This is a genomic window from Delftia tsuruhatensis (assembly GCF_903815225.1).
Lineage (GTDB): Bacteria > Pseudomonadota > Gammaproteobacteria > Burkholderiales > Burkholderiaceae_C > Comamonas > Comamonas tsuruhatensis_A.
This window is the reverse complement of the sequence record NZ_LR813084.1, coordinates 3969714-3987057: the sequence shown is the minus strand read 5'-3', so window position 1 is coordinate 3987057 and position 17344 is coordinate 3969714. Positions and strand designations below refer to the sequence as shown.

Sequence of the window (17344 nt, the reverse complement as noted above, 5' to 3'; positions counted from 1 at the left end):
CTTGCGTTGCGGTAGGTGCCCAGTGTGTCACTGGTGGCAGGCAAAGGCCTTGGTGAAGAAGTCCACCGTGCCGAAGTTGCCCGACTTGAGCGTGATGTGCAGCCCCTCGGGAGCCGTGGGCGGCACGGCATGGCACCAGGGGACACCGGGGTCGATCTGCGGGCCGATGCGCATCTGCGCGATCCGCAGTGCCTGCACGCAGGCGCCGGAGGTCTCGCCACCGGCGACGATGAGCTGGCGCACGCCCATCTCCACTAGGCCCTGGGCGATGGCGGCGATGGTCTGCTCCACCAGGGCGCCGGCCTTCTCCACGCCCAGGCGGCCCTGCACGGCCTTGACGGCCGAGGATTCGGCCGTGGAGTAGACCAGCACGGGGCCGCTGGCGATGTGCTGGCGGGCCCAGGCCAGGGCCCGGCCGGCCTCGTCCTCTCCCGTGGCGATGCGCAGCGGGTCGATGGCCAGTGCCGGCCGGCCCGAGGCGATGAAGTGCGCGACCTGGGCGTTGGTGGCCACCGAGCAACTGCCCGAGACCACGGCCTGCAGGCCGGTGGGCGGCGGCAGGGCGGCGGCCTGCGGCGTGGGCCGGATGCCGAAATTCGCGGGCAGGGCGATGGCCACCCCCGAGCCGGCCGTGACCAGGGGCATGTCTTTCAATGCCGGGCCCAGGCGCAGCAGGTCGTCGTTGGAGACGGCATCGACGATGGCGAGGCCCGCGCCTTCGGCCTGGAGGGCGGCCATGCGCGCACGCACGGCGGCCTCGCCAGTGGCCACGGCCACATGGTCGATGAGGCCGACCTTGCGCCGTGTCTGCGCCTGCAGCACACGCACGAGGTTGGCGTCCGTCATGGGCGTGAGCGGGTGGTTGCGCATGCCGCTGTCGCTGAGCAGAACGTCGCCCACGAACAGGTGGCCCTTGAAGACGGTGCGCTGGTTGTCCGGGAAGGCAGGGGTGGCGATGGTGAAGTCGCAGTCCAGGGCATCCATCAGCGCCTCCGTGACGGGGCCGATGTTGCCGCGCGCCGTGCTGTCGAAGGTGGAGCAGTACTTGAAATAGATCTGCGGCGCACGGCCACCGGGGCCCTGGCCCTGCAGCCACCGCAGTGCCTGCAGCGACCGGGCAATGGCTTCTTCGGGGGCGGTGGTGCGTGACTTGAGCGCGACCACGACGGCGTCCACATCGTCGCCCACCGGCGCGTCGGGCACGCCGATGCTCTGCACCACGCGCATGCCGGCGCGCACCAGGTTGTTCGCCAGGTCGGTGGCGCCCGTGAAGTCGTCGGCTATGCAGCCCAGCTGCAGGGTCATGGGGCCTCCGTGGCGGGTTGCGGCAGCGTGATGCCGGGGAAGATCTTGATGACGGCGCTGTCGTCCTCGCGGCCGTGGCCCGCCGTCGATGCCTGCATGAACATCTGGTGGGCCGTGGAAGCCAGGGGCAGCGGGAAGGTGCTGTGGCGGGCGGTGTCCAGCACCAGGCCCAGGTCCTTGACGAAGATGTCCACGGCCGACAGCGGCGTGTAGTCGCCGGCCAGCACGTGGGCCATGCGGTTCTCGAACATCCAGCTGTTGCCGGCGCTGTGCGTGATCACCTCGTACAGGGCATCGGCGGCCACGCCTTCGCGCAGGCCCAGGGCCATGGCCTCGGCCGCCGCCGCGATGTGCACGCCGGCCAGCAGCTGGTTGATGATCTTGACCCGGCTGCCCGCGCCGGCGCGGTCGCCCAGGCGGTAGACCTTGCCGGCCATGGCATCCAGCACGCCTTCGCAGGCGGCGTAGGCTTCGGGGCGGGCGGCCGTCATCATGGTCATCTGGCCTGCGGCGGCCCTGGCGGCGCCGCCCGAGATGGGGGCGTCGATGTAGAGCACTCCCAGCGCCTGCAGCCGGGTCTCCAGCGCCTCGGACCAGCGGGGGTCCACGGTGGAGCACATGATGAAGACGGAGCCCGGGCGCAGCGATGCGGCCAGGCCGCCCTCGCCGAACAGCACGGCCTCGGTCTGGCGGGCATTCACGACCACGCTGACCACGACGGTGCAGGCTGCCGCCATGTCGGCCAGGGTGGCGCAAGCCGTGCCGCCCTGGGCGGCGAAGGCGGCCACGGCCTCGGGGCGCAGGTCATAGGCATGGACCGTATGGCCTGCGCGGCGCAGGCTTTGCGCGATGCCCGCGCCCATGGCGCCCAGGCCGATGACGCCGACGGCGGCCGGTGCGGTGCGGGGGGAGTCGGTGGCGTTCATGGCTTGGCGGGTGTCAGGTCATCGGCGATGTAGGCGCGGACGATGCTGGCGAAGTCGCCATCGCCCTGCAGGCCGAGCTGCTCGGCGCGGCGCGTGTCCCAGCGGCCGGGCCAGCTGCCGACGATGCGCTCGATCTTGTCGTCGCGCTGCCAGCTCACGCGGTCCGCCACCGCGTCGCCGGCCACTTCGCGCAGCGCCTGCACCATGTCGCCGGCGCTGACGGACACGCCGGGCAGGTTGATGGGGCGGCGCTCGCCGATGGCCGTGGCATCGAGTTCGCAGCCCGCCACCAGGGCGTCGACGGCGCGGCGCGGCGACAGCAGCCACAGGCGCGTGCCCGGGGCCACGGGGCAGTTGGCGGCTTCGCCGCCCAGTGGTTCGCGGATGATGCCGCTGGCGAACGAGGAGGCCGCGGCATTGGGGCGGCCCGGGCGCACGCTGATGGTGGGCAGGCGCAGCACGCGGCCATCGACGAAGCCGCGTCGCGTGTAGTCGGCCAGCAGCAATTCGGCGATGGCCTTTTGCGTGCCGTAGGAGGACTGGGGGTTGAGGGCGGTGTCGTCGAGCACGGTCTCGGGCAGGGCGCCGCCATAGACGGCCACCGAGCTGGTGAAGACCACGCGCGGCATGTGGCCCGCAGCCCGGCAGGCCTCCAGCAGCGCGCGCGAGGCGTCCAGGTTGATGCGCATGCCCAGGTCGAAGTCGGCCTCGGCCTGGCCGCTGACCACGGCGGCCAGGTGGAAGATCACGGCCGTGTCCTGGTCTATGGCGGCCCGCAGCACCTGCGGGTCGGCGATGTCGCCCACCACGGGGCGCACGCGCGGGTCGTTGCAGTCGGGGGCGGCCACCACGTCGAGCAGGTCAATCTGGTGGATGGGCCAGCGCACGCCTGCCAGGTGCAGCGCACCCTGTTCGAGCAGCTTGCGGGCCAGGCGCTGGCCGAGGAATCCGGCGCCGCCGGTGATCAGTACTTTCATGGGGCTTGAGTTCGGGAAGTGGAAAGGAATGCGTATCAGCGGTTCACCATCTTTGCGGGGGTGAGCCAGACCGCGATGGCACCGATGACGAGAATGGCCGCCAGCACGAACATGCCGGCCTGGGTGGACTGGGTCAGGTCCTTGAGGGTGCCGATCATGTAGGGGCTGGCAAAGCCGGCCAGGTTGCCCACCGAGTTGATGATGGCAATGCCCGCCGCAGCCGCCGTGCCCGACAGGAAGGCCGTGGGCAGGGACCAGAACAGTGGAGCGCAGGTCAGCACGCCGCCGGCTGCCAGCGAAAGGAAGACCAGCGACAGCAGGGTGTTGGCGGAGAAGAGGGCCGCCATGGCGAAGCCCACGGCGCCCATCAGCGCAGGAACGATCAGGTGCCAGCGGCGCTCGCGGCGCTTGTCGGCGCTGTGGCCCAGCAGGTTCATCACGACGATGGCGCACAGGAAGGGAATGGCGCTGAGCAGGCCGATGTTGAGCGTGCCCTGTACACCCGTGGACTTGATCAGCGTGGGCATCCAGAAGGTCAGCCCGTACTGGCCCGCGACGAAGGCGAAGTAGATCAGGCACATCCACCACACGCGCCGGTCGCCGAACACGGCCTTGAGCGAATGCTGCTGGGTTCCGGCCTGCCGCTGGTCGAGTTCGATCTCGCGGGCCAGCAGCTTCTTTTCCGCGTCGCTCAGCCATTTGGCGCTGGAGATGCCGTTGTCCAGGTACAGGATGGTGACGATGCCGATCAGCACGGCGGGGATGGCTTCGATCAGGAACATCCACTGCCAGCCCGCGAGGCCGTGGTCCCCGTGGAAGGCCTGCATGATCCAGCCCGACAGCGGGTTGCCGAAGATGCCGGCCACGGGGATGGCCGACATGAACAGCGCGATGATCTTGGCACGCCGGTGGGCCGGGTACCAGTACGTCAGGTACAGGATGACGCCGGGGTAGAAGCCCGCCTCGGCCAGGCCCAGCAGGAAGCGCAGGATGTAGAAGCCCGTCGGTGTCTCGACGAACATGAACAGGGCCGACAGGATGCCCCAGGTGATCATGATGCGGGCGATCCAGATGCGCGCGCCCAGCCTGTGCATCAGCAGGTTGCTGGGCACCTCGAACAGGAAATAGCCGATGAAGAACACGCCGGCGCCCAGGCCGAAGACGGCTTCGCTGAAGCCCAGGTCCTGGGACATCTGCAGCTTGGCGAAGCCCACGTTGACGCGATCCAGGTAGGCGATCACGTAGCAGAGCATGAGAAAGGGCACGAGGCGCCAGAACACCTTGGCATAGGCGCGGGCCGTCTCCAGGGGCTCGGCCTGGGGGGCGCCGGCCGCGATTTCGCTGGTCGTCATGGATTTGTCTCCCGGTGGATGCGCCGCTTGCTGCCCCGCATGGCGGTGGCGCGGCTGTGGATGGATGAAGGAAGGAAAGCGGCGGTGGGGCGCCGCCCTGCGGTGATCAGTAGCGCGCGCCGAAGGCCGTGCGCAGTTCGTCGATGGCGGTCGCGTCCAGCGGCTGCGGGCGGGGCTGGGTCATCAGCCACAGCCGGGCGGTTTCTTCCAGTTCCTCGAGGGCGTGGCTGGCGTGGGTGACCGAACGCTCCCAGACCACGGGGCCCAGCCGCTCGAACAGCACGCCGCGCACCTGGCCGGCAAGCGCGGCGACCTCGGCCGCGGCCTGCGGGTCGCCAGGACGGCGGTAGCGGATCAGGGGGATGCGGCCCACCTTCATGACCTGGTAGGGGGTGATGGGCGGCAGCACCTCGTCCTCGCGCCAGACACCGGCCAGCGTCAGCGCGACCAGGTGGGTGGAATGCGTGTGGACGATGCCGCGCGCCTCGCGGCCCCTGTCGTAGATGCCCCTGTGCAGCGCCAGGGTCTTGGAAGGCTTGGCTCCCGCGATCCACTGGCCGTTGCCGTCCACCCTGGACAGCTCGGCCGGGTCGAGCCGGCCCAGGCAGGCGTCGGTGGGCGTGATCAGCCAGCCGTCGTCGAGCCGGGCGCTGATGTTGCCCGCGGCGCCGACGGTGTAGCCGCGCTGATGGAGGCTGGCGCCCACCGTGCAGATTTCTTCTCGGATGCGGGACTCGTCGCTCATGGCATGTTGACGGCTGATATTGTCATCAGGTCATCATACAAATTTGTGGAAAAAATCAAAACCAAGTATTAACCCTTGGGTGCGGCCGAGGTGACCCGAAGGCTCAGGGCCTGGTGGCCAGGATGTCGCGGGCCAGGCGCTCGCCGTCCTGCTCCCAGAAGCTGGCATCGGCGCGCTGTATGCGGCTGATGGCATTGCTCATGTGGGTGGCGGCGGCCTTGCGCGCCGCCTTGGGATCGCCGGCCGCGATGGCCAGCACCATGGCGTGGTGCTCCTGCTCGACCGCCTTGCCGAAGTCGTCGCGCCGTGCCTCGTTGGCGCGGGTGATGCGCATGGCATTGCGCAGGAATTGCGACAGGTAGTCCAGCGTGCTGATGAGAAAGGGGTTGCCGGAGGCCTGCGCAATGGCGCGATGGAAGTCCATGTCCTCCTGCACGCCATCGCGGCCCAGGCGCACGGCCTCGGCCAGGGCTTCCTCGGCCCGGTGGATGCGCTGCATGTCTTCTTCGCTGCGACGCCGCGCGGCCAGCTCGGCCACCTCGGCTTCCAGCGCGCGGCGCACTTCCGCGATCTGGATCACGGCGTTCTTGCCGGCCGCGGGCAGGCCCTCGAAGTCCAGCGGCTCGATGCCCGCCGTCTTCACATACATGCCGCTGCCCTGGCGCGACTCCACCAGGTTGCGCGACTTGAGCTGGGACACCGCCTCGCGCACCACGGTGCGGCTGACTTCGAGCTGCTGCACGAGTTCGGCCTCGGTCGGCAGCTTCTGGCCCGGCTGCAGATTGCCGGAGCGGATGCGCGCTTCGAGCTGCTGGGCAACCTGGTCTGCGAGCTTGAGACCGGGCTGGATGGCCGAGAAGGAAACCGTCATGGAGGTGGGGACTGGAGAGACACGGGTGGCTGCGATTGTCTCAGAACGGGTTGCGGTGTCGGCGCAGGCTTGGCATCGCCGCAGGCACCGGCCGTTCGCAAAATCGCTGAAACTGGTTAATCTGCGCCAGAGCCGCCAAATTCCCTGATTCCAGGGATGCCCGTACCGGCGGCGCGGCCCTACCATGGCGCGGCCCCGCCGGTGCGGCGGGTGTCGTGGCCACCCCTTCCCGACTGTTGTCTGTTCGATCCCTTGTCGTCACGCATGAACCGCCTTTGCCTCCTGCTTTGCCGGACCCTGTTCAGGAGGCTGCACAGATGCCGATGGGCCATCGTGCTGTGCGCCTGGTGCCTGTGCCTGCCGGGATGGACCCAGGCGTTGGCGCAGGACTGCGCGCCCCGCATGTTGTCCGTGCTGGCTGCGGAGGAGGCGGGGCCCGGGGCCCTGCGCCCCGCGCAGGGCTGGGTGCCCGTGACCTTGCCCGACATGTGGTCGCGGCGCTGGCCCGGCCACGATGGCGCGGCCTGGTACCGCATCGAATGGGAGCGCGGCTGTGCCGCATCCGCCGGGCCCGTGGCCCTGGGCCTGGATGGCATCAGCATGGCGGGCGAGGTCTTCATCAACGATGATCTGCTGTGGCGCGACGCTTCCCTGGTGGAGCCGTTGTCGCGCAGCTGGAACATGCCGCGCTGGTGGCTGCTGCCGGAGTCCTCCCTGCATGAGGGGGTCAACACGATCTGGGTGCGCGTGGTGGGGCTGGCGGCGCTGTCGCCGGGCCTGGGCGCCTTGCGGCTGGGCAGCCCGCAGGCCGTGGCGCAGCGGCATGCGCAGCAGCTGTGGCAGCAGCGCACGCTGTACTTCATCAATGCCGTGCTGTCGGCCGTGGCGGCCGCATTGTTCCTGCTGGTGTGGTGCCTGAGGCGGCAGGAGCAGGCCTATGGCTGGTTCGGCCTCATGTGCCTGGGATGGCTGCTGTACCTCACCACCTTCGTGGCCGACACGCCCTGGCCCTGGTCCGATACGCTGACCAAGTCGCGCGTCAGCCTGGTGGCGCTGGTGTGGTATGTGCTGTGCGCCTGCCTGCTCACCTTCCGTTTCGGTGGCCAGCGGCTGCCGTTCGTGGAGCGTGCCCTGTGGGTGCTCGCCACGTTGGGCGCGGTGGCGTCGCTGGTCGTGCCGCAGGCAGTGGCGGGGCGCTGGTTCACCGGTATCTGGCTGGGAGCCATGGGCGTGTTTCTGGCCAACTGCCTGCAGTTCCAGTGGCATGCCTGGCGCCCGCGGCCTGAAGGACGCCAGCGCAGGTATGTGCTGCTGGCCATGTGCTGGATGGTGTTCGTGGTGGTGGCCGTGCATGACCTGTCGGGGGTGCTGGGCGTGTGGCAGGTGGCGCGCAGCTGGGCCACCATGAGCGGCCTGCTGATCATCTCGTTGATGGTGCTGCTGCTGGGTGGCCAGCTGGCCCAGCAGATGCGCGGCATGGAGCGCTTCAACCAGGAGCTGGCCGCCCATGTCGCGGGCGCGCGTGCGGAACTGGCCCGGGCGGCGGCGCGCGAGCATGCCCAGGCGCTGGAGAACGCCAGGCTGCAGGAGCGCATGCGCATCGCCCACGACCTGCACGACGGCCTGGGCGGCAGCCTGGTGCGCAGCATGGCCCTGGTGGAGCAGGCGCCGCAGCCGCTGCCCAGCGAGCGCGTGCTGTCGTTGCTCAAGCTGTTGCGCGACGACCTGCGCCAGGTCATAGACCAGGGCTCCAGCGCGGGCGCGGCCGTCCCCCGCACACCGGTGCACTGGGCTGCGCCGCTGCGCCACCGCTTCACGCGCATCCTCGACGAGCTGGGCGTGTCCTCGCGCTGGGACATCGCCGCCCAGTGGCGCCAAATGCCCAGCGCACTGCAGTGCCTGGGCCTGACACGGCTGGTGGAGGAGGCCTTGTCCAACGCCATCAAGCACAGCCGGGCCCGCCATGTGCATGTGCAGTGCACGCAGCCCGGCGCCGACCTGCTGGTGGTGCGCATCGAGGATGACGGCGTGGGCTTCGACGTGGAGGCCGTGCGGCGCGCGGGCCTGAGCGTGGGCATGCGCAGCATGGCCGCGCGCGCCGAGCGCATCGGCGGCGTGCTGACGGTGGAGTCCGGGCCCGGCGCCACCGTGGTGCGCGTGGAGGTGGCGCTGCAGCCGCAGCCCGCCCTGCCATCGCAGGCCTGAGCCGCCGCAACGCGTTCGCGGTGCCCCGGGGCGCGCGATACTTGCGTATTTGCAACTGCCTGCGCCGGCCGTTCCCGGCCCCGGGCGCCGTCCCGCCATGCCCACTCCAACGACCTCCCCAGAACCCCTCGATCGCGGCACGCCCGCCCTTGCCGGGGCCGTGCCCCGCATCGAACCGCTGGCAGATGCCGCCTTCGCCCGGCGCGTGCAGCACGCCATAGATCACAAGACCAAGCCCCTGGGGGCGCTGGGCCGGCTGGAGGCACTGGCGCTGCGCATCGCCTGCATCCTCGGCAGCGAGCGGCCGCGCCTGGAGCAGCCGCAGATGCTGGTGTTCGCGGCCGACCACGGGCTGGCCGCGCGCGGCGTGTCGGCCTACCCCGTGGATGTGACCTGGCAGATGGTCGAGAACTTCATGGCCGGCGGTGCCGCCGTCAGCGTGCTGGCGCGCCAGCACGGCCTGGCGCTGAACGTGGTGGACTGCGGCGTGGCGCGTGACTTCGCGCCGCGCGAGCAGGACCCCGACGACAAGCTGCCCCGCCCCGGCCAGCCGCGGCTTTGGCGCCGCAAGCTGGGCTACGGCACGCGCGACTGCAGCCAGGGGCCCGCGATGACGGCCATCGAATGCGAGATGGCCCTGCGCAATGGCGCGGCCCTGGTGCGCCAGTTGCCGGGCAATGCGCTGCTGCTGGGCGAGATGGGCATAGGCAACACCTCCAGCGCCTCGCTGCTGCTGGCGCAGCTGTGCGGCGAGCCGCTGGCCGAGGTCACGGGCGCCGGCACAGGACTGGATGCGGCCGGGCTGGCGCGCAAGATCGGGGTGCTCCAGGAGGTGCTGCAACGGCACGCCCGGGCCACGCAGCCTCTGGAGGCGCTGGCGGCCATGGGGGGATTCGAGGTCGCCACCATGGTGGGGGCCGTGCTGGAGGCCGCCGCCCAGCGGCGTGTCATCGTGGTCGACGGCTTCATCACCACGGCCGCCGTGCTCGTGGCCTGCCGCCTGCAGCCGGCCGTGCTGGAGCGCTGCGTGTTCTCGCACCGCTCGGGCGAGCCAGGCCATGTGCGCATGCTGGCCCATCTGGGCGCCGAGCCTTTGCTGGACTGGCAGTTGCGCCTGGGCGAGGGCTCGGGCGCGGCCCTGGCCTGGCCGCTGCTGGTGTCGGCCTGCGCCATGCTGGGCGAGATGGCCAGCTTCGAGCAGGCGGGGGTGAGCACCCGCTCTGAAGCGGCGTAGCCGGCGCTGGCGGCATGGCACACCCTACGGGCCGGGCAGGGGGCTGGCCAGCCTGCCCAGCCGCCTGACCAGCGCGGCAAAGCGCGTGGCATCGGTGTTGCCGTAGCCGATCACCAGGCCGTTGTCCTGGGGCAGCGGCGCCATGGCGAAGGAGGACAGGGCGGCCGGGTTCATGCCGGCGCGGCGGGCCTGTTCGGCGATCGCCTTGTCGGCAAGCCCTGGCGGCAGGCGCACCGTCAGGTGCAGGCCTCCCTGGCCGCCCAATACCTCGTGCTCCATGCCCAGCTGCGTGGCCAGGGCCTCGCGCAGCGCGGCCTGGCGCTCGCGGTACAGGCGCCGCATGCGGCCCAGGTGGCGCGAGAACTGGCCGCTTTCCATGAAATCCGCCATGGCCAGCTGTTCCAGCCGGTGGCCGCCGCGCAGCATCTCCGGCACGGCGCGGCAGGCGCTGGCCCCCAGCGCCTGCGGCAGCACGAGGAAGCCCAGGCGCAGCGCCGGGAACATGGTCTTGCTGAAGGTGCCCACATAGAGCACGGGCGCATCGGGCACCTGGCCCTGCATGGCGGCGATGGGCGTGCCCTGGTGGCGGAACTCGCTGTCGTAGTCGTCCTCGATGATCCAGGCGCCCGCACGGCGCGCGCGCTCCAGCAGGTCCAGTCGGCGCGCCACCGAAAGCACGGCGCCCGTGGGGTATTGGTGCGACGGCGTGACCTGGATCAGTCGGGGCGGATGGGTGTCCCACAGCGCGGGCGGGATGAGGGCTCCGTCCGCATCGACACGCAGAGCGCTGACGTGCAGGTCGCCGCCCGCAAAGGCCGATTTCGCCCCCCGGTAGCCCGGCTCTTCCAGCCAGGCATGGTCACCCGGGTTGGTGAGCAGTTGCACGCACAGCGCCAGTGCCCCCTGGGCGCCCTCGGTGATGACCACGCGCGAGGCGTCGCAGCGCACGCCGCGCGAGATGCGCAGGTATTGGGCGATGGCCTCGCGCAGGGCGGGCTCTCCCGCCGGGTCGCCATAGTCCAGCGCATGCACGGGCGCGGCACGCAGCGCGCGGTCCTGGGCGCGGCGCCAGGCCTGGATGGGAAAACGGTCCAGCGCGGGCGTGCCCGGTGTCAGCGGCAGGCTGCGATCCATGGCATGGCGGGTGGGGACGATCCGGACCAGGCGCCGGGCGGTGGCAGGGGCCTGGGCGGCAGCCACGGTGTCCGTCACGGCCCTGGCCGCCGACCTGGACAGGGCGGATACCGGCGCCACGCGCGTGCCCTGGCGGTCGGCGGACACATAGCCTTCCGCCGCCAGCTGTTCGTAGGCGATCAGCACCGTATTGCGCGAGACCTCCAGTTCCTGCGCCAGCGAGCGGGAGGAGGGCAGGCGGTCGCCGGCCGGCAGCCGGCCCGTCAGGATGGCCTGCTTCAGGCGCTGGATCAGCTGCTGCTGGCGCCCCGGCGCGCCGAGGCCCGTTCTCAGGGGGCTGGTGAGCAGGTCGGGCGTGTGCATGATCGGATCGCTGTGGCGTGGCACCATGAAAACATCATCGGCTGGAGCTTTCCATGATGCCACCGGCGGACTATCGTGGCCTTGCCATTGACCATGACAAGGAATCTCTTCCATGCCCACCGCAACCAATGCCCTGCACCAGCCCGTAGGCCCCGGGCTGCCCGACTGGACCCCGCGCCAGCGCCCGCCACGCACGCCCGTCGAGGGCCGCTACTGCCGGCTGGAGCCCCTGTCGGTCGAGCGCCATGCCGCCGACCTGTACGAGGCCTTCAGCCTGGCGCCGGACGCCGGCGACTGGACCTACATGTCGGTGGGGCCGTTCCCCGATGCGCGGGCCTACCGCCAGTTCGCCGAATCGGCACAGGCCGGTGACGACCCCTTGCACCACGCCGTCATCGACCTGGCCACGGGCCGCGCCATCGGCACGCTGGCCTTGATGCGCGTGGATGCCGCCAGCGGCGTGGTGGAAGTGGGCTTCGTGTGCTATTCGCCCCGGCTCAAGCGCACGCGCGCGGCCACGGAGGCGCAGTTCCTGCTGATGCAGCGTGTGTTCGACGAGCTGGGCTACCGCCGCTACGAATGGAAGTGCGACAGCCTGAACGCTCCCTCACGCGCGGCGGCGGCGCGCCTGGGCTTCCGGTTCGAGGGCATCTTCCGCCAGGTCGTGGTCTACAAGGGCCGCAGCCGCGATACCGCCTGGTTTTCCATCATCGACAGCGAGTGGCCAGTGCTGCGCGCGGCATTCCAGCGCTGGCTGGAGCCGGGCAACTTCGATGCGCAGGGCGGGCAGATCCGTTCGCTGGCCAGCCTGATGGAGCAGGGTGCGCCACGGGCTCAGGAACCTGTCGGCGTGGCGTAGAACGCCTGCAGCACCTCGATCAGGGCCTGTGCATGGCGCGGCAGCCGGCCCTGGTCGCGCACCAGGATGCGGCGCTCGCGCACGCTCCAGGGGTCGGTCAGCTCGATCAGGGCCAGCCGCATGCTGTCGCGGTTGCGGCGCGCGGCGCTCTCGGGAACGATGCCTATGCCCACGCCCGCGCCGATCATGCGGCACATGGCATCGAAGCTGGACAGCTGTATGCGCAGCTTCATGGGCTTGCCCAGGCGCTCCGTCACACCCGCCAGAAAGGTCTGCAGCGTGCTGCCCTGCTGCATTCCGATGGCGTCCTCGTCCAGCGTCTCGGCAAAGTCGATGCGCCTGCGCCGCGCGAAGCGGTGGCCGCGGGGCGTGGCCAGCACCAGGCGGTCGGTGCTGAAGTGGATGGTCTGCAGGCCCAGCGTGTCCACCTGTCCGGCCACGATGCCCAGGTCGGCCCGGCCGTCGAGCACGCCGCGCGCTATTTCGGCATTGGGGCGCTCCTGCAGGTCCACGTTCACCTGCGGATGGGCCGACAGGAAGGAGGGCAGGATCTCGGGCAGGAAATCGGTGACGGCCGTGGTGTTGGCGAACACCCGCACATGGCCGCGCAGGCCGGCGCCATATTCCTGCAGGTCATGTCGCAATTGCTCGGCCTGCAGCAGCATGCCGCGCGCGTGGTGCAGGAAGGCCTCTCCCGCAGGCGTGGGCCGCACGCCGCGTGCCTCGCGGTACAGCAGCGGCAGGCCCGATTGCTCCTCCAGTGCCTTGATGCGCTGGCTGGCAGCGGCCAGCGACAGGTGCTGCCTTTCCGAGGCCCGGGTCAGGCTGCCCTGTTCGGCGGCGTGCACGAACAGGCGCAGGTCCGTGAGGTCGAAGTGCATGGAGGTCGAGGAAGGCATGGGCGGCGGCGAGGGTTTGGAAAATCCGAAGGCCGGATCACGAAATGCGCGATTGTGCGCTGGCGCGGGGCGGGCAACCATGGGGTCTTGCGACAAGAACAAATGGAGACATGGCCCATGCCGACTTCCCTCTTTCCCACACCCCGGGGCCTTTTGCGCCGCCGAACCCTGCTGGCCGTCGCGATGGGCGCGCCGCTGCTGTCCCGTGCCCAGGCCTGGCCCGCGCGGCCCATCGTGATGATCGTCCCCCAGGCGCCGGGCGGCACGAACGACATCGTGGGCCGGCTGGTCAGCCAGAAGCTGGCCGAGGTGCTGGGCACCAGCGTGGTGGTCGAGAACCGTCCCGGTGCCGGCGGCAACATCGGCACCCAGGCCGTGGCCAAGGCGGCCAGGGACGGCCACACCTTGCTGATGACCATCAGCAGCAGCCAGGCCATCAATCCCGCGCTCTACCGCAAGCCCGGGTTCGATCCGGTCAAGGATTTCCGGCCCATCGGCCTGATCGGCTCGGTGCCCAATGTGCTGCTGGCCCATCCGGACTTCCCCGCGAAGTCGGTGCCCGAGCTGATCGCCATGGCCCGTGGCCGGCCCGATGAGTACCGCTATGCCTCGGCCGGCAACGGCACGCTCAACCATCTGCTGGGCGAGATGCTCAACAGCATGGCCGGCATCCATCTGCAGCACGTGCCCTACAAGGGCGTGGCGCCCGCGCTCAACGATGTGCTGGGCGGCCAGGTGCCGCTGCTGTTCGGCAGCCTGCCTTCCACGCTGCCCCATATCCAGGCCGGCAGGCTGCGCGCGCTGGCCGTCAGCGGCGGCGCGCGCTCGCCCTTGCTGCCCGAGGTGCCCACGATAGGCGAGACCGTGCCGGGCTACAACGGCACGCTGTGGGTGGGCCTGTTCGCACCCGAGGGTGTGCCCGGCCCGGTGCTGGCGCAACTGCAGGACGGCATGGCCCGCGCGCTGGCGGCCGGCGATCTGCGCACGAAGCTGGAGGCCTCGGGCGTGGAATTGGCCGGACCCGCCGACAGGCCGGTGAGCCCCGTGCAGATGGCAGCCCTGCTGCGCGAGGACATCGCCAAGTGGGCGCGCATCGTCAAGGCGTCCGGCGCCTCGCTGGACTAGTCAGTCCCCAGGCTCCAGGGCCAGCGCGAACAGTTCGCTGCGAAAGTGGATGCCCAGCCGCGCGAACGCGCGGTTGCGGTAGGTCTTGACGGTGGCCAGGCTCAGCGCCAGGTCGCTGGCGACGCCCTCGTGCGTCATGCCCTGCAGCAGGCGCGCGCAGACGTCGAGTTCGCGCGGCGTGAGATCCGCCTGCGCCTGCAGCAGCCGCATGCGCAGCGCGGGCAGGGTATGGCGCAGCTTCGGTGGCGGGGGGGCTGCCGCTGCAGCGGTGCCGGCCGCACTGCCATGGGCCTGGGTCAGCGCGATGTGCTTGTGCGCCAGGGCCAGCAGCGCGGGCGCCATGGCCTCGAATTGGCCGATCTGGGCGTCGTCCAGCGCGTGCTGGTGCTGGTGGCGGTAGAAGTTGACGGCGAAGATGCCGCCGTCCTCCTGGTGCTCGATGATGGACACGCGCTCGGCCATGCCGTGCGCGTCATAGACCAGGGCGCGGTGCTCGCCGCCGACCTCCTGGGCCGTGATGTGGCACAGCGCAGTGGCGGCGCGCGGCCCGGCCGCATCGCCATGGTTCCAGGTGCTGTCGCGCAGATAGGGACCCGACAGATAGGCCCACCAGCAGTCGCGCGTGGTGTCGCGCGCCTCGCTGCTGGCCGACATGTACAGGCAGGGCTGGCTGCGCGGGCCGGTGCGGTAGACCGACCAGGACGCCACGGGCATGAGCGGGCGCATGGATTGCAGCACCTGCTGCGCAAAGCCCGGCTCGCCCAGGCGGTGCACCATGCTGCCCAGCGCATTGGCGGGCAGGGCAGTGCTGTCGAAGCTGTGGTCCGCCGTGGCGGCGCGGGGGGTGGTCCAGTGTCTCAAGATGGGGTGTCGGCAGGCAGGGCGCTGTCATCTTCTGGGATGACAGTCTCGCCGGGCAATGGTGCTTACGCTAGCTTGCAGTTGTTCACCGGACCCACCGCACCATGCCCCACGACTCTGCAGACCTCGGCGCCTTGCCCGATCCGTGCTTTCGCTTCTTTGCCGACCTGAGCGTGGAGGTGGGCCGGCCGCAGGAGGTCGGCGTCACTGTCTACGGCGGCCGCCGGCTGATTCCCATCCTGGGCGGCACGGCACGCGGCGATGGCTGGAGCGCTCGCGTGCTGCCCGGCGGCGCCGACTTCCAGCGCATCGTGCACGAAGGCCTGGCCGAACTCGATGCGCGCTATGCGCTGGAGACCGACGGCGGCGATCTGATCTATGTCAGCAACCAGGCGCTGCGCAGCGGTGATCCGCGGCTCATGGCCAGGCTGGCGCGCGGGGAGCCCGTGGATCCGGCGCGGATCTATTTCCGCTGCGCGCCGCGACTGGAGACGGCCAGCCGGGCGCTGGCCTGGGTCAACGAACGCCTGTTCATCGGCACGGGTGCGCGCCATCCCGACCGCGTGCAGATGCGCTTTCACGCACTGCTCTGAGCCGCGCCTTTCTCACCTCGATAACCACAATGCAGGAGACAACACCCATGAAAAACCAAGCATCGAAGGCGCGCCGCGGCGCTGTGGCTGCCGCTTTTGCCGCCGTGCTGTTCACCGGCCTGGCACCCTGGACCGTGGCCGGCGCGCAGCCGGCCTTCCCGAGCAAGCCCGTGCGCCTGCTCGTCGGCTTTCCTGCGGGAACGGGGCCGGACATCGTGGCGCGGCTGCTGGCGCAGAAACTCTCCGAGCAATGGGGCAACCTGGGCGTGGTCGTGGACAACAAGCCGGGCGCTGGCGGGCTGATCGCTGCGAGCGAGGCCGCCCGCGTCCCGGCCGACGGCTACACGCTGATGCTGGGCGAGACCGGCCAGCTCAGCATCGCGCCCAACACCTACCAGCGCCTGCCCTACGACCCGCAAAAGGATTTCATTCCCGTCAGCCAGGTCGTGACCTCGGACTTCGTGCTGCTGGTCAATCCGCAGAAGGTGCCGGCCCGCAATGTGCCCGATTTCGTGACCTGGGCGCGCCAGCGCAAGCAACTGTTCATCGCCACCTTCGGCGCCGGAACGCCGGGCCACTTCGGCGCCTTCATGTTCGGCAATGCCGTGCAGCTCAAGCCCGAGCCCGTGCACTACAAGAACACCAACGATGCGCTGGGCGGTCTGTTCAGCGGCGACGTGCAGGCCGTCTTCGCCACGACGGCCCTGGCCGCACCCCAGGTCAAGGCGGGCAAGCTGGTGGCCCTCGGCAGCACGGGCGCCACGCGCACCCAGGCCATGCCCGAGGTGCCGACGATCAAGGAGCAGGGCTATCCGTCGCTGGAGTTCAATTCCTGGTTCGGCATCGTTGCCCCCGCGAAGACCTCGCCCGAGATCGTGGCCAGACTGCAGGCCGACATCGTGCGCGCCCTGCAGCAGCCCGACAGCCGCAGCCGCCTGGAGGAGGCCGGCTTTCGCGTGACGGGCACCACGGGCGAGGAACTGGCACGCATCATGCGCGCCGACACGGCCACCTGGGGCAAGGCCGTGGCGGCCACGGGGTTCAGGGCGGATTGAGGAGGGGGTCCAGAGGCTGCCAGGGGTTGACGATTGCAACCCCCGTTGCGGTGAAATCGGCCACGTTTCGCGTTGCCACCGTCATGGCAGCACTCCTGAAGGCGTTTTGCGGTGTAGTGATGTTACTGCCTTGCAGGAAAACCAGACGCTCCCAAGCGCCTCAGCGCTTGCCCGCGGCGGGCGCAGGCGTCTTGGGCGAGAAGTCGCAGTAGGGCGCCACCACGCATTCCCAGCAGCGCGGCTTGCGCGCCTGGCAAACGTAGCGCCCCAGCAGGATGAGCCAGTGGTGCGAGTCCACGGCATAGGCCGGCGGCACGCGCTTCATCAGCTGCAGTTCCACGGCCAGAGGCGTCTTGCCCGGCGCCAGGCCCGTGCGGTTGCCCACGCGGAAGATGTGCGTGTCCACGGCCATGGTGGGTTCGCCGAAGGCCACGTTGAGCACCACGTTGGCCGTCTTGCGGCCCACGCCGGGCAGCGCTTCCAGTTCCTCGCGTGTGCGCGGGACGCGGCCGCCATGGCGCTCCACGAGGATCTGGCAGGTCTGCATCAGGTGCCTGGCCTTGCTGCGGTACAGGCCGATGGTCTTGATATGGTTCTCCAGACCCTCCAGGCCCAGATCCAGGATGGCCTGCGGCGTGTTGGCGACCGGGAACAGCTTGCGCGTGGCCTTGTTCACGCCCACGTCGGTGGCCTGCGCGGAAAGCAGCACCGCCGACAGCAGCTCGAACACATTGGTGTATTCCAGCTCGGTCTGGGGCGAGGGATTGGCGGCCTTGAGGGTGGCGAAGAAGGGTTCGATGCTGGTGGTTTTCATTGTGGGGAGCGCGTATCCATCGATGT

General features: G+C 70.2%; 16 protein-coding genes. 6 read left to right on the top strand and 10 right to left on the bottom strand.

Annotation, left to right across the window (positions count from 1 at the left end; all coding sequences use genetic code 11):
• Nucleotides 1-27: 27 nt before the first annotated feature.
• From otnK to L1Z78_RS18015, 6 genes are all read right to left on the bottom strand, one after another.
• Nucleotides 28-1305, bottom strand: a complete 1278-nt coding sequence (gene otnK, locus L1Z78_RS18040; protein ID WP_234637753.1) for a 3-oxo-tetronate kinase — start codon at nucleotides 1303-1305, stop codon at nucleotides 28-30.
• Complete coding sequence (gene ltnD / locus L1Z78_RS18035) at nucleotides 1302-2231, bottom strand: L-threonate dehydrogenase (protein WP_234637752.1); 930 nt, start codon at nucleotides 2229-2231, stop codon at nucleotides 1302-1304. Before ltnD ends, otnK begins: the two co-directional genes overlap by 4 nt.
• Complete coding sequence (denD, locus tag L1Z78_RS18030; protein WP_234637751.1) at nucleotides 2228-3208, bottom strand: D-erythronate dehydrogenase; 981 nt, start codon at nucleotides 3206-3208, stop codon at nucleotides 2228-2230. The genes ltnD and denD overlap by 4 nt, the downstream gene beginning before the upstream one ends.
• A 35-nt stretch (nucleotides 3209-3243) precedes the next feature.
• Complete coding sequence (locus L1Z78_RS18025; RefSeq protein ID WP_234637750.1) at nucleotides 3244-4560, bottom strand: MFS transporter; 1317 nt, start codon at nucleotides 4558-4560, stop codon at nucleotides 3244-3246.
• A gap of 106 nt (nucleotides 4561-4666) precedes the next feature.
• Nucleotides 4667-5305: an aldolase gene (locus L1Z78_RS18020; protein WP_234637749.1), complete on the bottom strand. Its 639-nt coding sequence runs from the start codon at nucleotides 5303-5305 to the stop codon at nucleotides 4667-4669.
• 103 nt (nucleotides 5306-5408) lie between these two features.
• Nucleotides 5409-6176 (bottom strand): FadR/GntR family transcriptional regulator, encoded by a 768-nt coding sequence (locus L1Z78_RS18015; RefSeq protein ID WP_234637748.1) that lies wholly within the window; start codon nucleotides 6174-6176, stop codon nucleotides 5409-5411.
• Nucleotides 6177-6578: 402 nt separating this feature from the next.
• Here L1Z78_RS18015 and L1Z78_RS18010 point away from each other — a divergent pair, with 402 nt between their 5' ends.
• Complete coding sequence (locus L1Z78_RS18010) at nucleotides 6579-8381, top strand: sensor histidine kinase (protein WP_234637747.1); 1803 nt, start codon at nucleotides 6579-6581, stop codon at nucleotides 8379-8381.
• Nucleotides 8382-8478: 97 nt separating this feature from the next.
• On the top strand, nucleotides 8479-9615 hold the full coding sequence (gene cobT, locus L1Z78_RS18005; protein WP_234637746.1) for a nicotinate-nucleotide--dimethylbenzimidazole phosphoribosyltransferase: 1137 nt from the start codon (nucleotides 8479-8481) through the stop codon (nucleotides 9613-9615).
• Between the two features lie 24 nt (nucleotides 9616-9639).
• Here cobT and L1Z78_RS18000 read toward each other — a convergent pair whose 3' ends face one another.
• Complete coding sequence (locus tag L1Z78_RS18000) at nucleotides 9640-11112, bottom strand: PLP-dependent aminotransferase family protein (RefSeq protein WP_234642205.1); 1473 nt, start codon at nucleotides 11110-11112, stop codon at nucleotides 9640-9642.
• Nucleotides 11113-11224: 112 nt separating this feature from the next.
• On the opposite strand from L1Z78_RS18000, the gene L1Z78_RS17995 reads away from it, so the two are divergent.
• Nucleotides 11225-11971, top strand: a complete 747-nt coding sequence (locus L1Z78_RS17995) for a GNAT family N-acetyltransferase (protein WP_234637745.1) — start codon at nucleotides 11225-11227, stop codon at nucleotides 11969-11971.
• Here L1Z78_RS17995 and L1Z78_RS17990 read toward each other — a convergent pair.
• Nucleotides 11947-12852, bottom strand: a complete 906-nt coding sequence (locus L1Z78_RS17990) for a LysR substrate-binding domain-containing protein (RefSeq protein ID WP_234642204.1) — start codon at nucleotides 12850-12852, stop codon at nucleotides 11947-11949. The genes L1Z78_RS17995 and L1Z78_RS17990 overlap by 25 nt on opposite strands.
• Before the next feature lie 135 nt (nucleotides 12853-12987).
• Between L1Z78_RS17990 and L1Z78_RS17985 the strand changes: the two genes are divergently transcribed.
• Nucleotides 12988-13995, top strand: a complete 1008-nt coding sequence (locus tag L1Z78_RS17985) for a tripartite tricarboxylate transporter substrate binding protein (protein WP_234637744.1) — start codon at nucleotides 12988-12990, stop codon at nucleotides 13993-13995.
• Here the strand turns inward: L1Z78_RS17985 and L1Z78_RS17980 are convergent, their stop codons facing one another.
• A complete protein-coding gene (locus tag L1Z78_RS17980) occupies nucleotides 13996-14856 on the bottom strand; it encodes a helix-turn-helix transcriptional regulator (RefSeq protein WP_326491950.1) in 861 nt (286 codons plus the stop codon).
• Between the two features lie 104 nt (nucleotides 14857-14960).
• On the opposite strand from L1Z78_RS17980, the gene L1Z78_RS17975 reads away from it, so the two are divergent.
• Both L1Z78_RS17975 and L1Z78_RS17970 read left to right on the top strand, forming a co-directional pair.
• Nucleotides 14961-15449, top strand: a complete 489-nt coding sequence (locus tag L1Z78_RS17975) for a DUF3237 domain-containing protein (protein WP_234637743.1) — start codon at nucleotides 14961-14963, stop codon at nucleotides 15447-15449.
• A 47-nt stretch (nucleotides 15450-15496) separates the two neighbouring features.
• A complete protein-coding gene (locus tag L1Z78_RS17970; RefSeq protein WP_234637742.1) occupies nucleotides 15497-16504 on the top strand; it encodes a Bug family tripartite tricarboxylate transporter substrate binding protein in 1008 nt (335 codons plus the stop codon).
• A 160-nt stretch (nucleotides 16505-16664) separates the two neighbouring features.
• Here the strand turns inward: L1Z78_RS17970 and nth are convergent, their stop codons facing one another.
• Nucleotides 16665-17318, bottom strand: a complete 654-nt coding sequence (gene nth / locus L1Z78_RS17965; protein WP_234637741.1) for an endonuclease III — start codon at nucleotides 17316-17318, stop codon at nucleotides 16665-16667.
• Nucleotides 17319-17344 lie beyond the last annotated feature (26 nt).

Coding starts and splice junctions, on each gene's coding strand:
- otnK (WP_234637753.1), bottom strand. CDS start 1,305: ATGACCCTGCAGCTGGGCTGCATAGCCGACGACTTCACGGGCGCCACC.
- ltnD (WP_234637752.1), bottom strand. CDS start 2,231: ATGAACGCCACCGACTCCCCCCGCACCGCACCGGCCGCCGTCGGCGTC.
- denD (WP_234637751.1), bottom strand. CDS start 3,208: ATGAAAGTACTGATCACCGGCGGCGCCGGATTCCTCGGCCAGCGCCTG.
- L1Z78_RS18025 (WP_234637750.1), bottom strand. CDS start 4,560: ATGACGACCAGCGAAATCGCGGCCGGCGCCCCCCAGGCCGAGCCCCTG.
- L1Z78_RS18020 (WP_234637749.1), bottom strand. CDS start 5,305: ATGAGCGACGAGTCCCGCATCCGAGAAGAAATCTGCACGGTGGGCGCC.
- L1Z78_RS18015 (WP_234637748.1), bottom strand. CDS start 6,176: ATGACGGTTTCCTTCTCGGCCATCCAGCCCGGTCTCAAGCTCGCAGAC.
- L1Z78_RS18010 (WP_234637747.1), top strand. CDS start 6,579: ATGTTGTCCGTGCTGGCTGCGGAGGAGGCGGGGCCCGGGGCCCTGCGC.
- cobT (WP_234637746.1), top strand. CDS start 8,479: ATGCCCACTCCAACGACCTCCCCAGAACCCCTCGATCGCGGCACGCCC.
- L1Z78_RS18000 (WP_234642205.1), bottom strand. CDS start 11,112: ATGCACACGCCCGACCTGCTCACCAGCCCCCTGAGAACGGGCCTCGGC.
- L1Z78_RS17995 (WP_234637745.1), top strand. CDS start 11,225: ATGCCCACCGCAACCAATGCCCTGCACCAGCCCGTAGGCCCCGGGCTG.
- L1Z78_RS17990 (WP_234642204.1), bottom strand. CDS start 12,852: ATGCACTTCGACCTCACGGACCTGCGCCTGTTCGTGCACGCCGCCGAA.
- L1Z78_RS17985 (WP_234637744.1), top strand. CDS start 12,988: ATGCCGACTTCCCTCTTTCCCACACCCCGGGGCCTTTTGCGCCGCCGA.
- L1Z78_RS17975 (WP_234637743.1), top strand. CDS start 14,961: ATGCCCCACGACTCTGCAGACCTCGGCGCCTTGCCCGATCCGTGCTTT.
- L1Z78_RS17970 (WP_234637742.1), top strand. CDS start 15,497: ATGAAAAACCAAGCATCGAAGGCGCGCCGCGGCGCTGTGGCTGCCGCT.
- nth (WP_234637741.1), bottom strand. CDS start 17,318: ATGAAAACCACCAGCATCGAACCCTTCTTCGCCACCCTCAAGGCCGCC.